Below are 15251 nucleotides of genomic sequence, written 5' to 3' on the forward strand. Positions count from 1 at the left end.
ATTACCTATCACCTGAACCCACCCTATCGATGTGTAAAAAATTTATAGTGCCGGTATCGTAAAATAAGTTCCTAATGTAAGGCGGTTAAACTGTTGTTGAGCGCGATCAAACTGACGATCAAAAGACACCGTATTACCGACGTAACCCAGATAAAACCGCAAATCCTGTTTTTTAAACGGTTTATGCTGTAAAGCCGCAAAATAGGTCCAGTTTTGACGGAAATTAGCATCAATGTTTGCATCCTTATCCATTCCAGCTGTTTCATATGCTCCTTTCAGAGCAAGCTCCCATTTATCCGTAAGCATTCTATCGTAACGGACCACAATAGACTTGTAAGTCACATCCTGAGCCAGTACACGATCGGAATTCGTACGCGCATAAAAGTCATTCATCGCAGCAGATGCGATCAAAGCATGATCTACCGCCAGATAACTATACTGCAGATCCACATACAGCATGTCTTTATCTGTTTTAAATTTATTAGCCAAAGAGATCCCGTGATTGGTTTTATTTTGAGCAAACTGCGAAATATTATAAGACCACTTTGTACTGATCTTTTTATTCCAGAACGATCCGATCCAGGTAGCATAAACCCCAATTGGTGTTTTAGACGCTTTCAAGTCACCCATTGCATAACCGTTTTTGGTATGCAGATCCACAAAACTATCGTTGATTGTATTATAAACCTGTACGTTTAGTGAGTGGTCAGGATTAAGCTCATACGAAAGCGTTCCCCCGACCACAAAAAGATTAAGAATACGGTCCACATAATCCGTGAACATAAATTCATAGATCGGATTATTTTCAAACTCGTAACTTCCGACCAAAGCACTTTGCTTTCCGGCAGTAACAGACCATTTATAATCCTTTCCAAATTTATATTTGATGTAAGCCATATCCAAGGCCCGCGAAGCATTGTCCTGACTTGTGGGTGTAAACGGACGGTTTAAACGAAAACGAACACGATAAGACAATTGGTCATTATAATCACCGTGAAGCAAAATACGTGCTTCATCCAAATTGACCTTATTACTGTGCTCATTGTCGCCCATGGACTCAACATTTAATCCTGCGCGTAAAAGCACATCCAGTTTAAAAAGATCTGCACGGGCAGGTTCCTTGCTTTTCAAGGAGTCAGCCTCTTGTTCTATAAGCAATGCCGCAGGCCTCTCCTGTGCTGTGACCAGTAACGAGATAGCAGGAAAAAAAAATAACGTCGTCGCGATTAATGCTTTTATGTTCATGAGAATAACTTGTTTTTCAATAACAATGAAGATGCATGAGCATATGAAATGCTGCAGGATAACAGCGTACTCATGACATGTTCATTATCTGTACATTCGCACAAGTATATCACAAAGAGATAAAAATGTGATAAGAGCGAAATTAGAGCGAGATTAGAAAACTTAATCAATCTTTCCATTCGCTATCTATACACTCATTTTTCGACTATTTATTTGATTAAGAGCACAAATTGTTACAAAAAAGAGACAAAAATGTCTATAAATGCAGAATCCCGATAGCGTTGTTAGGCACTACCGGGATTTTATATTAGAAATTTCTTAATGAGGTTGCTTGAACTTACTTCAATTTATGCTTCACACCTTCAAAAGTCATTTTTACGGGATTAATATAACCATTCGCATCAAATGTCATCACATCGATACAAGTTTCTCGTTCATTCGCACCCGTTTTTCCTAATGGCCTGCGGTGATACACGATATAATATTGATCTTTATTTGGTACCTTGATCACCGAATGATGTCCCGCCCCAGTTGCGATTGCAGGATCCTGTTCCAAAATGGTACCTATTCGTTTAAAGGGACCAAAAGGAGAATCCGCAATAGCGTAGGCTACCTTATAATTCGGAAGACCCCAACCTCCCTCAGACCACATAAAGTAGTATTTATTATTGCGAATAAACATAAACGGACCTTCTACATAATTTTCAGGAGTTACCTCCTTATAGATCGTTCCATCATCAAAAGGAACTAAACTCTTAAAATCAGAGCTTAATTTGACCACATTACAATGTTGCCAGCCACCATAGAACATATAATATTGTCCATCTTTATCTTTAAAAACAAATTGATCAATAGGTTGTGCCCCATTCACAATATCATTAATTAACGGTTTCCCAAGCAGATCTTTATAAGGACCTTGCGGCTTGTCAGCAACAGCTACGCCGATACCGCCAATTTCTCCTTTATGCACATCATTCGCACCAAAAAATAAATAGTATTTCTTGTCTTTCTGAAAAACACTTGGTGCCCACATCGCTTTTTTAGCCCATTTTACTTCAGCCGTATCAATGATACGGTGATGCTTTTTCCAGGTGACAAAATCTTTTGATGAAAACGCATCAAAGAATATCTGATCTTCATATCGCGCAGAATAGGTCGGAAAAACCCAATACTCATTGTTATATATAATACCTTCAGGATCGGCATACCAACCTGGAAATACAGGATTTTGTTGCGCATAGACAGGTTGTGAAATGTAGAGGACGAAGCCTGCAAGGAAATAAAAAAATATTTTCATCATTAAAAGGTTTTAGTAACCTTGAAAGTAGGAAATATAACTTAATATTCCAATTTATGGACATACAAAATCTATCTAAAGAACGATCATAATTTCGACAGAAATCCAAATCAACCTACTATGCTTCCCAAAGAATCAAAAAATATTCTTTGCGGTATGATGACTGACAAAGTCCTACTCTTTTTCATTTTCTGAAATGATCAAACCGATGTCGTCTCCTTTTCCACATTCCTATACACGAGCAGAGCTGCCGCCAAATCTTCAATTGCCAATCCCGCCGATTTAAATAAAGTGATTTCATCTGATGATGATCTTCCCATAATTTCACCACAACAAAGTTCTTTGATATCACCTTTTATACTTGCAGGATCCAGTATACCGGTTGCAATGGGGATCGCAAGTTCTCCCGTCTCGTGGAGCGCTCCGGCGCGCGAATCCACAAAAATGCTACTTTTAAGAATGGCGCTATCATCTACTTCACGCGTTTTAGGCGTATGGGATCCAATCAGATCCAAGTGTGTTCCAGCCTTAATCCATTCCCCGTTTATCAAAGGTTCATGACTAAGCGTCGCACAGGAGATCACATCTGCCCTACGCACAGCCTCTTCCAGCTTATCGGCATACGCAACATTACGAAATCCCGCCTGCTGTAAGTTCAATACCAGATCTCCACCTTTCGATTCATTTCTTGTCCAGATCAAAATTTGCTCATACGCACGCACAGCCGAATGCGCTTGCACAAGATGTTGCGCAACTTTCCCTCCTCCGACAATCAGTAAGATTTTTGAATCATCTCGAGCTAAATAAGAAGCCGCTAAAGCAGAAGTACAGGCTGTTCTTCGGGATGTCAACCCTGCCGCATCCATCTGTGCCAAAGGTGTTCCAGTGACCGCATCCAACAACGTATACAAGGCATGAATAGCCGGGAGGTTTTTTCTGTGATTCTCGGGAGCGACAACAACCTGCTTGATTCCGATATAATTGTCCGTCCACGAAGGCATCAAAATAAGCGTATTTTCAATTCCCTCAGCATTTTGATAAAAGTGATGATGCCGAACAGGCATTGTGAATCTGGATTGAAAAACATGACGTAACGCATCAATCAATTTACTATATTCAAGTATTGCATCAATCGTTTCTTTTTTTATAATTTTCATCATACCGTGTTCTTTAATAAAACGATAAACATAATTAAAAAAAAGATCGTCGAGTCCTTACAAACTAACTTATGATAACCGTATTTTACCAAAAAACCGATTAGAAATTAATAAAATAATTTCTAATCGGTTTTTTCACATTAAGTATGAATGTTTGTGCGCTTAAATATAGAGTTCTTAACTACAACATCTTGGCATCAACTGCTGCACCTTTTAACTTAATCGCGTAAGGCCACTGCTCGTCATTCTCATCTTTTCCATCTACAATATGAACGGTATGTTCCTCTGGAGCACCTGTCACAACTAGCCAGAGATTTGTGGTATTTTCAGGAACTGTAAAAGTAGATTTTCCGATTTTGGCACTAAGAACATCTCCATATATGCGCGTTCCATCTGCTTGATGAGCAACAAAACCATAGCGCCAACCTGCATTTTGAACATTTATAGCTCTATAACCAGCTGCACCAGCTATTCCTTTAAAGTCTAACTCAACAGGCTTACCGGGTAAAAAAGAAGTTAGTTTGATACCATTATACCCATAATTTTGTGGAGCATGACTGATCGCAATTTGTACCCATCCATCATCCGCAGCTACTAATTTCGTGATATGCTGATTGGCGTAGGGCTTGGCCACTTGAGCTATACGAGGCAAATCCCAGGTGATAAATTTTCTACTTGCATCAAAAATTTCATCATTAAATACGTTTTGATCAGTATGAGTCAACCTTTTATATGCTCTCACCGGATCTTCACCAGGAACTGCTTCACGCCATAGCCGTCCCATAAAGTCTGTTCCTCTTTTCGATGACCAATATTCTAATACCTGAGCGGCATGATACATATTGGTCTCATGTAAAAATGCATAATGAGTTTTATCCATATAACTCTTTAAATGGTAATTTTCAAAGGTCATCCATTCAGGATAAACTTGCCACAATAAATATTGCGCAGTCATTTCAAAAATGGAATGTCCTTGACTCCCTTCTACTGGTGAGGAGAATGCCCAATTGCCATCACATTTGGCCAAATATTGGAAACAATGCCCCATTTCATGGGCAACGGCACCAAAAGGCTTATATTGAAGACGAAGAGAAGAGGCCCACATGACACCAACTGAATCGGCTGCCCCACCGCCAAAAGCTGTTCCCTCGTCACCTCCAATGACAAAGAAAAGCAGCTTATATTGGTCTGATAATGAATTACCTCGTTGCACCATTTTGGTTACATCAAGGTAGTGGCCATAAAAACGCTCGCACTCCTGCAAAATAGCCTCAGGATCAAACCGCTTGGACGCTAGCGCGTGTTCTTGTGGACGCTCTCCGTATTCTTTAGCCCAAAATATCGCAATATTATCCGACTCTACTTTTCGGGAATGACTAAATTCACTTTCTTTATTATTATAATCGTTGTTTTCCGGTACTCGATATATTTGGGCAGGGAGATAAAGTTGCTTGCTCTTCTGTACCAGATCATGTAGCTGAGAACAAGCCTGATGCGCAAAAAGCAAGCTTCCCATAAACACCATATAAAATATTAATCTTGATTGCATTTTGTATCTTATATTAATATACTTTTTAAAACGATCCAGTTGCCAAAGCAACTGGATTTTTGGCAATAAATTTTCTAACACTTATTTACAATCCTGTCGTAGGTGGCCCAGACGAGTTAATTGCCGTCACATTTGTCAGCTTTACTTCCACCTCAAATGTTCCTTCCATCAGGATACGAAAACCAAAAACAGGATTGATATTATGGTTAGGATGACCATCCATCGCAGCAAAACGCATTGGAATACGGTAATAAATATTGTAATCCCAATTTGTCTTACCATCATTGAATTTTGTTAGAGGAAAAGGAGCCACTTCATAATCACACAATAATGATGTATTTGTTGCAACTACCGGATTGAAGCGAACATGGGATTCAAACGTTGGACGATCGCCACGTTTGATCACCTGACCTGCACTTGGATCCCATGCACGACCATTTTTATCAACAACTTTTAAGATCACACGCGCCCCCTCATCGGAAACTTTGGTACAGGTCAATTTGATATTACTATTATAAGCAGGTGTAAAAGTCTCCGAAGCATTTGATCCTGTCATTGCGGCATAAGTCAACTCGAAAACATCCTCCAAAAACGGTTCAATGACATGAATTTCTGCAAATGATTTGTAAACTTTAGTACCCTTACGATTTGTTGCCTGCAAATCAAACGTATAGATACCTAAAGGTAGATTTGCAGATGCGCGATTAAAACTGATCTGTCCACTGATCGGACTAAATTCCATTGGCGTCACCTTCTTCGTTTCCCGCTTAGCTTTCAGAAGTGCAACAGTGGTATCCGTTGCCGCATTGAAAGTCATACCTTCCTTAAAAACTTCGATTTCGTACATTTTAGTAAATTCCTCAGGTGCAGGCTCTCCCGTCAACTTATTCCGCAGATTTAACATTTTAAATTCAAATGGTGGAGTCGATCCATCTGCATTGATCCGATCCGAAAGTGTGAGTGTCATCCCTCGCTTACAGTAGATCACACTGTCCCGATATCGAATGGTATCACTCAAGAAACCTTCCTCTATTTTGGAACAGGAAGATATAATTATACCGATCATTATTCCTAATAAGATCGCGTACCTTGTTATATTATTCATTTTCATTAGCCTATATTTTTTAAAATCCCTCCGAATTAATTGGAAGCCATTCTTTCTTTATTAAAAAATAACCGATGATCACCGTGCAATACATGTATGATACCCGTTGTCGTAATGATTCCTGAAGTCTGTACATCTATTCGCTCATCACGCTCTGCTTCCGGGATAGCATTTTGGTTTGGTTCTTCCGAATCCAGCGTTCCACGTACTCTCGTATAATATAAATAATCAACATAATCGACATAGGAACTGTAATCTCTTGTTCGTCTCAACCCCAACTGAAATCGCACACCAGGAATAGGACCATACAAATTGGTAAAATAGGCTCCATTCACATCCAGCTGAGCACGCTCTATTTTTCCATTAAACATATATATCTTCAACGAATCCAATCGTTTTGGGTCAATATCATCAATCGTAAAAGAAATATTCTCATCGCCAACCTCTGCGATACGCTGCTGTTTTTTAGCACTTACATATTCCGCTACTCCCCAATTTGTTGTCGCATAAAACGTAATATCACTGTTCACCAGCTCTTTTAAATTCGCTCGGTCAATGATCCGTACCAAAGAATCAAATTTTGGATGCGATGCCAGAAAATCATAAGTTGTCATATTCACTTTCGCCTGATGTATCCCCCCATCGTTGATGTAATCATCTTTCGTGCAGGAGGTCAATAGATGAAAAAACAGCAGCGCAAATAATAGGTGTGCACAAGTTTTATTTATTATTTTAGTCATCATTTCTAAAGAATTTATGTTTCTAAATATGTCATTAAATCTTTCCTCGCCAGTATTCTGTCTGAACCAAAAGTCTATTCTCACTAAATAAACGAGGATCTACCGGCCAGAAAAAACCACCTTGTTTAAAGCGAGCTTCTGTCAGCCAAGTGATATGTTCCGAGTAAGTTCGTGTACGGATCATATCAAAAAATAGATGACCTTCCAGATACAGCTCTTTTCCCCGTTCGATCATATATTCTTTCATCACTTCCGTTTTTGCCAGCCCCGGCTTTAATAAACTTGAGGAATCACCTCCGTAACGTGTTCTTGATGCATTGATGATGGTAATCGCTCGACTAGGATTATTTTGGTAGAGCGCTATTTCCGCCTGCAACAATTTGATATCGCTCAACCGAAACAAAATCAAATTATTACTATTATAGGGTTCAAGTTGCTGTCCCGGGTTCCTAAAAACTATATTGCTATACTTTATACATACGGGTTTATCTGTGGTATAATTGACAAAATTATTTTTGAAGCGGACATCCAATGTATCTAGCCCCCGAGATTGGACAGCTTCCCAGACCCATTGTCTGATATCTTCATGCCATACCCAATCCTCTTTTTCTTCGATCTTATAAAAATGACTACTCAAATAAGCTGGTTTGGTGAAAAAATCGGCTGCTGCACCGTACGTTGGGATATAGTTATTATTCAAAAATTTCATCCCAATATGTGCGCTCGATCCTTCTAACGTATTCTCACTGACATTCAATTCAAAAATACCCTCGCTCGATCTGCCCTTAAAAATATCACCATATTTTGCGGTATCGGTAAGCGCGTAGCCACCTTGCGCAAGCAAGGTATTGATGGTAGTATCCGCACTATGGACATCACTCAAAATGGGATTGTTAGATGTTAAATCAGTTGTCGTTGCCCGCCACAGATACAGGTGTGCCATTAGAGCATAAGCCGAACCTCTGTTTGCTGTGACAGCGCGTTCTGCCGCTGTTTTGTAACCCCAGCTCAAAAAATTTATAGCATGACGACAATCTTCCTCGATCTGCTTCATCACGTCTATCCGAGAGGTTCTTCCCAGATGAGGTGCACTGATCGGATCATCATATGCCTCTGTAACAAGAGGCACATCTCCCCAAATTTTGGTCAACATGAAATAAGAAAAAGCACGAATAAAATAAGCTTGTCCCATGATTTTCTTTCGGAAAGCCTCCGGATCTGCCTGTTCTAAAATCAAAATATCATTCGATACCAAAGGCATTTCTTTGAGAATGATATTGGACATCGCTATTGTTTTATAAAACACGGTCCAATTGCCATAAGACTGTGCAAAATAATTACTGGTCCAATTTCCTTTTCCAATTTCTGGATGGCTGTAGCTATCCCGATTGATGCCGATATAAATATCCGGAGTCATATCCCCATAGATATAATAGCGGTTTCCAACTCCATAGAAACCATCCATCAAGGCATTTCTTAATAGCGCATAATTACCCGCTATCGCAGTTTCTCCTGCCTTTGGATCTTTCCAATACACCTCCTTATAGGTCGAATTTCGAGGCTCCTCTTCCAAAAATTTGTTGCATGACATCGTGCTCAAGCCGATAGCTGCAAATAGGACCCATTTCCAATAATTGATTATAAATAATGTTTTCATGATGCTCTAATTAAAATTGTAACTCTACACCAAACGTGAACTTCCGCGGGATAGGATAACCATTACCTTCATATTCACCATAATAATTTACAGCCTCGGCATCCGGTAATCTTTTCGAACGCTGGAACATCATTAAATTATCAACGATACCATACATCCGAATACTTTTCATTCCCCATCCCGACACTAAACGATTAGGCAGACTGTACGAAAGACTCACACTTTTCACTCTGAAATAATCACCTTTATCCATGAAAAATGTTTGACCAGCAACGGTATAATAACGCCAAGACCCTAAAGGATAAGCCGGATAATCTGCTCGATCGCCCGGTTGGCGCCAGATATTGATCTTACTAAAATCGGGTGTCGCATACTGCGCAAAACTACTGGTTGAATTGGTTGCTGCACCATTCTCAAATAGATCTGATTGATACAGATTGAGCACATCACGATCGAACAAAAAAGTGAAGAGTACCCCAACATTAAAATTCTTCCAAGTCACATTATTTGTCCAACCACCCGTGAATTTGGGATTTGGATCACCGAGCGGAAGTTTGTCCGGGTTTATACCATCATTAAAAGGATCGATCATGTAATCTCCATCCACATCTCTGATCCACATATCACCCGGAGCATAGGGACTGCCTCCAGCATTAAAACGGTCACCTGTTAAGGGATTTATCGGAATATCATTAAGTGTTGAGTAAATCCCTAAAGTTTGGTACAAGTAGAAGGTATTAATCGGGCTACCCACCGACAGAATATGTGTTTTATCAAATCGCGAACCCGCGACCACTAAGTCCCGTCCCGAATTAGGAAGGTTCATAATTTTATTCCTCACATACGAAACATTCAACCGGCTAAACCACTGAACAGGACTGGTCCTTGGAAGCGGATTGGCCATCAAAACCACTTCAGCCCCATAATTACGTACGCCGACTGAATTGGTCAATGCCCGGTCGTATCCGGTTGTCACAGGCAGTGCCACGTCAAATAAAGATTGTTTATTTTCCTTATTAAAAACGTCCAGTGCAAAAGAAAAACGACCGTTAGCAATCTCACCGTCCAGACCAATATTCCATTGCATAGAGCGCTCCCAACTAATATTAGGTTGCGCCACACCATCTACCAGATTGGGAGTTATCGCAGTAACACCATTATAAGAAGTCCCATTGTCATTTCCCCAGAAATTTCCAGCATTGACCCTGTAAAGATTGTACTGTAGATAATTATTTCCTGGCAATCCACCTGTTGTGCCTATACTAGCACGGAGTTTTAACAGGGAGAATGGGGACTCCTCTTCTTTCATAAAAGATTCTTCCGAAACGAGCCATGCTACCGATGCAGAAGGAAAATAACCCCACTTATTGCCTATTCCAAAACGAGATGATCCATCGCCACGTATACTGGCTGACAGTAAGTACCGGGAGTCATAGTCATAGGCCAACCGTGAGTAAAAAGAAGCCATACTGTAAGCTTGATAATCGGAGGAAGCCGTTAAATAGCGTTGCTGAAAACCTTGTATCACTTTGATTTGGTCTGAAGCACCATTCGAAGCTCCAGCCCCTACTGACCGGTATTGATTATATTCCAGATCACTTCCCAAGATCATACTCAGGCTATGTTTATTAAATTCTTTATTATAACTAAAGTAATTAGAAGCCAACACATTGACTTGATTGTCCGAAAACACATCCTGTCTGTTACCTGTAAAATTTGCTACTGAAGATGGGGTACTCACATCACGTCTACTGTTTGAATAGATATATGACGTTTGGGACGTAAATTTCAACGCTTTTGAAAAATCATATCCTAGATTTAGGTTAAATGTAAATTGATTACCCGTATTCACATCCGAATCATCATTATACATCCCAAGAAGATAATTTTTTCGCGTCTCACTTAGATTGAAATAAGATGCCGGCGTGTATCGAGCCGTCACACCAACTCCGCCACCACCCGCTCGAGTACGTTCTGTACGCGAATAAGCAACAATCGGGTTGATCATCAAACGTTCATGCAGCGCTTTTGCCATTAAATTCAAGCGGGTTGAATAGCGCTTAAATCCTGTAGCCTTGACAATCCCTTTCTCATCATATAATCCGGCGCTGAAACGATAATTAGAACCTCCTGCTCCTCCTCCACTTAAACTCAGATCTGCATTATTAACCATTCCTTTCCGATAGTACATATCCTGCCAATCGGTAGATCCGTTAAAAGCCGGATTTAAACTATCCGTAAGCAGAAAAGAAATGTTTCGATTCTCGATATCAGGCCGATATTGCTGTAATTCTTCTAAGATACGCATTTTTTGCCTTCTCTCTTCTGCTCCTAAGGCCACATCCCGCAACTCAGGTCGCTGTGTCAATCCTGTATACGCCGAAACCATTACTTGTGGCTCTCGGCTGATGCCTTTTTTTGTTGTGATCAGGATCACACCACTGGAAGCTCTTGATCCATAAATAGCAGCGGCAGAAGCATCTTTCAGTATATCAATACTTTCAATGTCCTGCGGATTTATTCCAGCTATAAAATTTGTACCCGTGCCTGTTACAGGAGAAGTATACTGTTGTGGTGGTTGAGGAACTCCATCCACAACATATAGCGGTGCATTTCCGACACTAAACTCATCGTACTCTCTATTCAAACTGGTATTGCCCCGTACTTGAACCGTAGGAGATGCGCCCGGCTCTCCAGTAAAATTCTGTACATTTACCCCCGATAAACGTCCTTGCAGGAGTTGGTCAAAACTGGCCGCTGGCAGATTTGCCAATTCTTTTCCTGAGATACTCGAAATTGCGGCGGTAGATTTCTTTCGGGAGATTTTCTGATAACCGATGACAACGGTTTCATCTAAGGTGGAAAATGTCGTATTCAATTCGAAATTGAGCGGAGACTCCGAACTGAATTTTAATCTCTTTGATTCATATCCAAGTAAGCTTGCCTCGATAACGTCTCCCGGCTTTGCTACGATCGTAAATTCTCCTTTGCTATTGGTTTGTGCACTGATCTGCGTAGACAAATTTCTCAGCGTAGCTCCGACCATTGCACTTCCTGAAACATCCCGAACTACGCCTGTTACCTGTTGAGCAAATGAGTCAAACGAAAGGAGAACCACGAGGACTAATAAAAGACCTGCGTTTTTCATAAATTAATTTGGTTAGTTAATATTAGTTGTTAATAGATAACCGAAGATAAAGTAGAATGAGGTCCAAATTCAGTCCGAATTTAACCAATCGCACTTCGATTGTGACCAAAAATTAGAATTGGAAAGAAATAATAAAGGGGTACTTCGCCAAGCAAAGTACCCCTCAAAATTTTTAGCACCTATTGTAATTATTTTAATGTAACATCCAGATATACTGAGTGCCGTCCATAAGTATCATAGAATGGTTTAAAATCAATCCCATCAATCTTGAACGCTAAATTTTGCAGATCACCTGATATAGATTTACTGATATCCTTCGCATCCAACGTCACTTTACGCCAATCTTTTCTTGCTTCCGGTTCTTGAGCTGCCAACAAGATAGGTCCATAAAATAAGCTGGCAATATTCTGTTGATCCATGACCGGATCTAAATGAAATTGGAAAGGCATCTTCAGCATAATGCGATCGCCATTCTTCCAGTTACGGCTCAATTTCAAATAAGAACCCGGCGTTACCTGTACTTTTTGATCTTTACCGTTAATCGTCACATAAAAGCCTTTGGTTGCCCAGCTGGGTACACGGACATGAAGATCAAATTTGCCATTCCCTTTAATGATCAGCTCCGACTCGTCTTGCTTTGGAAAACTTGTCTTCTGTTCCACAGATACCCCGCGCTCTGTCCATTCTAAAGTAGAAGGAATAAATAGATTTACATATAGAGCCTGATCATCCTTGCTTTTAAAATAAATACTATTTTGCAATTTGGTACTACTTTCAATTGCAGTACCATTACAGCAGGTAAAGCCCGTCATATTGGGATTACCAAATTGCTTGATCGCACCGGGCCTTAACGGCACATGGTACGTATTAGCCGGAGTATTTTCAGCAACAGACGCTAAAATATGATTATACAATCCACGTTCGTAGTAATCCATATATTCAGCCCGTTGATCAAAAAGAAACAGGTTGCTCGTTAATTTAAGCATATTGTAAGTCGCACAGGTTTCATTCTGTCCCCCTTCAGAAAAACCATTTACATATAAGGTTGCTGGTTCTGCTGTAAAAACCTCCGCATTAGCCGGATTTCGAGCGCCCGCAACTCCTCCTATACTGTACATATAATCATTAACAGCTTTGTACCAGAAATTGTCTGCTACACGATAGTATTCCGGAAGATTAGAAACCTGGTATAGCTCGATACTACCCACAATTTGTGGAATATGCTGATTGGCATGCAATCCACGAAAAGTATCGACATTTTTCGCCAATCCATGTGTATGCTGCGCATTGCCAAAGAACATATCAATATTATCAAACAATTGCGCTGTCTTCAAATAGTGATCCTTATTGGTGATGCGATAGAGATGTGCCATCGTCTCATTCATCCCTCCAAATTCACCGGCTATGTACGTATTCCAAACTTGTATCAGGGTTTCTTTAGGCAATTGACTAAGACGCGCATGCACCCAGTCTGCCATTCCTGTTGCCACTTGCAGTGCCTTTTCATTGCCACTTACTTCATAGATATCAATTAATCCGGCCAAAATTTTATGCAAGGTATAGTAAGGAGCCCAGACTTGCGTTTTCTGGCCTCCATACTTCGCACCCTTTTCCAACATTATAAATTGATCGGGCGGATAAGCGCTGATATAGCCTAAACCCCAATTCCAATAATCCGTACGGATACCTTCGTGACTCAGATCTGAATCATAGGTTGATTTGCCCGGAGCATAAGGTACAGCTGTCGGATCCGCTACTGCCACAGCTCCTGCTTGCTGCGGTTTACCCGATAATTGTGCCAGTTCGTAAAGCGTATTGACCATATAGGTCATTTTCTCTGCGAAATTAGCTTGCAAAGTTTTATCATATCCGGCACTTGCATAAGCCTGTGCGATAGCCGTCAAATAATGACCTGTAGCATGTCCTCTAAGTTTGGTGTCCTGACTATCCCATACCCCTAAAGGTTTAGCCCCTTCAGGCTGTGGTTTACCAAATGCATCACGAAACATATAGAGAAAAGAATTGGGATCAGTGGCCGCCAAGGTTTTGATAAATTTATTCCGATTTTCAATAAATTTTGTTTCTTGATTTTGCGCATCAGCTTGCAAGGAAACCTGACTAAGATCAAAAGCTGCTAATTTCAAACGTGGTGCGGTAGTCTTATTGCCCCCTTTAACAGTTACGATCGCTTTAGGCTGTAAATTTGTTCCGGGAACTCTTCCTGTAATGGTATATCGGCCAGCTTCCAAGACCGTACTGTTGTCGTTTGGCGAAGGCCACAATACCCTGACTTTAGGGCCAACCATCTCCTCTTTATATATTCCCTTTATATAACTTGGCAAACGTGGTAAATCTCCCAATGCGGTTTCCACCTGCACATCTGGCACAGCAACTAAGTAAGCATTATAGAGCTGCGTTTGGGTCAATGGAAACTCAGGAAGATTATCCTCCACTTTGGTCACATTTACGGAGCGATTACTTACTCCACGTTGCGAATTGGTATAAATTCCAGTAAGCTGATTTTTACTTAATGGAACACGATAGATCCGAAAATCATACAACAAGCCATCCAATGTCGGTGATCCTGTCAATAGTGATTTTCCAATATACAACTTATTCTTATCTCCAGAAGACCCAAACACTTCGGTCAACTCACGCGGTATCTGCTGCGATTCACCAACGAGTACAGCATCCACATAAGTCATCATCTTCTTAGCCGGAATATCCACCACAATGGTCAAGTAAACCCACTTATTCAACAGTAATGCTGGAGAAACAGCACCTTTTTGATTATTTTTGCCTGCAGTAATTAAACTTTGAAAACCATCTTGAAGGTTTGTTCCAAAAGGAGCAGCAAAGAAATGTTTATGCACATCCTTTCCAAAGTCAAAAAAAACTTGACCTTTTTTTTCCGAACGAAGATACACCCAGCCCGAAATACTCAATGATTCCATATCGGTCAATGCATCGGCAGGGATTTGGATAAAATCATTTTTCTCACCCGATAATGACAGCACTTTTCCAAACCGCTTGTCATTGATAAAAGTAACATCCCGACCAGCAGTAGCATGCAAATTATTCCGAGACCAATCTTTCAGATTTCCATCAAATACATATCTTGCGATCATTCCCGTTTCTCCGATTCCATCCAATATCTGATCACCACTTTGCGCCTGCACGGTACTGCCCCCTTTAGATAGTAGCGTGGCAATGAGGATAAAACGTAAAAAAACTCTATAACTTTTCATTGATGTATCATTACTGTGAGCTCGCGAGCTCGGTTTAAATTCTATTTTAGTTTAAACGGCAAGCAAGAAGATTTGAACAGTTCATATCTTCCTAAACGATCGGCA

The 15251-nt window shown here is 40.4% G+C and carries 9 protein-coding genes; all 9 read right to left on the minus strand.

The features are described 5' to 3' along the window. Nucleotides 1–42: 42 nt before the first annotated feature. Nucleotides 43–1245: a porin gene (locus ACFS6I_RS17760; RefSeq protein WP_380922603.1), complete on the minus strand. Its 1203-nt coding sequence runs from the start codon at nt 1243–1245 to the stop codon at nt 43–45. A 337-nt stretch (nt 1246–1582) separates the two neighbouring features. After that, entirely contained in the window at nt 1583–2545 is a 963-nt protein-coding gene (locus ACFS6I_RS17765) for a glycoside hydrolase family 43 protein (protein ID WP_380922604.1), read from the minus strand. A gap of 197 nt (nt 2546–2742) precedes the next feature. Beyond that, nucleotides 2743–3702 carry an ornithine cyclodeaminase family protein gene (locus tag ACFS6I_RS17770; RefSeq protein ID WP_380922606.1) on the minus strand — a complete coding sequence of 320 codons (960 nt, stop codon included), beginning with the start codon at nt 3700–3702 and terminating at the stop codon, nt 2743–2745. Between the two features lie 178 nt (nt 3703–3880). Beyond that, a complete protein-coding gene (locus ACFS6I_RS17775) occupies nt 3881–5248 on the minus strand; it encodes a DUF6055 domain-containing protein (RefSeq protein ID WP_380922608.1) in 1368 nt (455 codons plus the stop codon). 85 nt (nt 5249–5333) lie between these two features. Beyond that, a complete protein-coding gene (locus ACFS6I_RS17780) occupies nt 5334–6353 on the minus strand; it encodes a hypothetical protein (protein ID WP_380922609.1) in 1020 nt (339 codons plus the stop codon). Nucleotides 6354–6388: 35 nt separating this feature from the next. Next, a complete protein-coding gene (locus ACFS6I_RS17785; protein ID WP_380922611.1) occupies nt 6389–7096 on the minus strand; it encodes a hypothetical protein in 708 nt (235 codons plus the stop codon). 31 nt (nt 7097–7127) lie between these two features. Next, nucleotides 7128–8750: a RagB/SusD family nutrient uptake outer membrane protein gene (locus ACFS6I_RS17790; RefSeq protein ID WP_380922613.1), complete on the minus strand. Its 1623-nt coding sequence runs from the start codon at nt 8748–8750 to the stop codon at nt 7128–7130. Nucleotides 8751–8760: 10 nt separating this feature from the next. Then, on the minus strand, nt 8761–11898 hold the full coding sequence (locus ACFS6I_RS17795; protein ID WP_380922615.1) for a SusC/RagA family TonB-linked outer membrane protein: 3138 nt from the start codon (nt 11896–11898) through the stop codon (nt 8761–8763). A gap of 188 nt (nt 11899–12086) precedes the next feature. Beyond that, nucleotides 12087–15146, minus strand: a complete 3060-nt coding sequence (locus tag ACFS6I_RS17800) for a beta-L-arabinofuranosidase domain-containing protein (protein WP_380922617.1) — start codon at nt 15144–15146, stop codon at nt 12087–12089. Between the last annotated feature and the right edge of the window lie 105 nt (nt 15147–15251).

This window comes from Sphingobacterium anhuiense (assembly GCF_042686355.1).
Taxonomy (GTDB): domain Bacteria; phylum Bacteroidota; class Bacteroidia; order Sphingobacteriales; family Sphingobacteriaceae; genus Sphingobacterium; species Sphingobacterium anhuiense.

Coding starts and splice junctions, on each gene's coding strand:
- ACFS6I_RS17785 (WP_380922611.1), bottom strand. CDS start 7,096: ATGATGACTAAAATAATAAATAAAACTTGTGCACACCTATTATTTGCG.
- ACFS6I_RS17760 (WP_380922603.1), bottom strand. CDS start 1,245: ATGAACATAAAAGCATTAATCGCGACGACGTTATTTTTTTTTCCTGCT.
- ACFS6I_RS17790 (WP_380922613.1), bottom strand. CDS start 8,750: ATGAAAACATTATTTATAATCAATTATTGGAAATGGGTCCTATTTGCA.
- ACFS6I_RS17775 (WP_380922608.1), bottom strand. CDS start 5,248: ATGCAATCAAGATTAATATTTTATATGGTGTTTATGGGAAGCTTGCTT.
- ACFS6I_RS17780 (WP_380922609.1), bottom strand. CDS start 6,353: ATGAATAATATAACAAGGTACGCGATCTTATTAGGAATAATGATCGGT.
- ACFS6I_RS17770 (WP_380922606.1), bottom strand. CDS start 3,702: ATGATGAAAATTATAAAAAAAGAAACGATTGATGCAATACTTGAATAT.
- ACFS6I_RS17795 (WP_380922615.1), bottom strand. CDS start 11,898: ATGAAAAACGCAGGTCTTTTATTAGTCCTCGTGGTTCTCCTTTCGTTT.
- ACFS6I_RS17765 (WP_380922604.1), bottom strand. CDS start 2,545: ATGATGAAAATATTTTTTTATTTCCTTGCAGGCTTCGTCCTCTACATT.
- ACFS6I_RS17800 (WP_380922617.1), bottom strand. CDS start 15,146: ATGAAAAGTTATAGAGTTTTTTTACGTTTTATCCTCATTGCCACGCTA.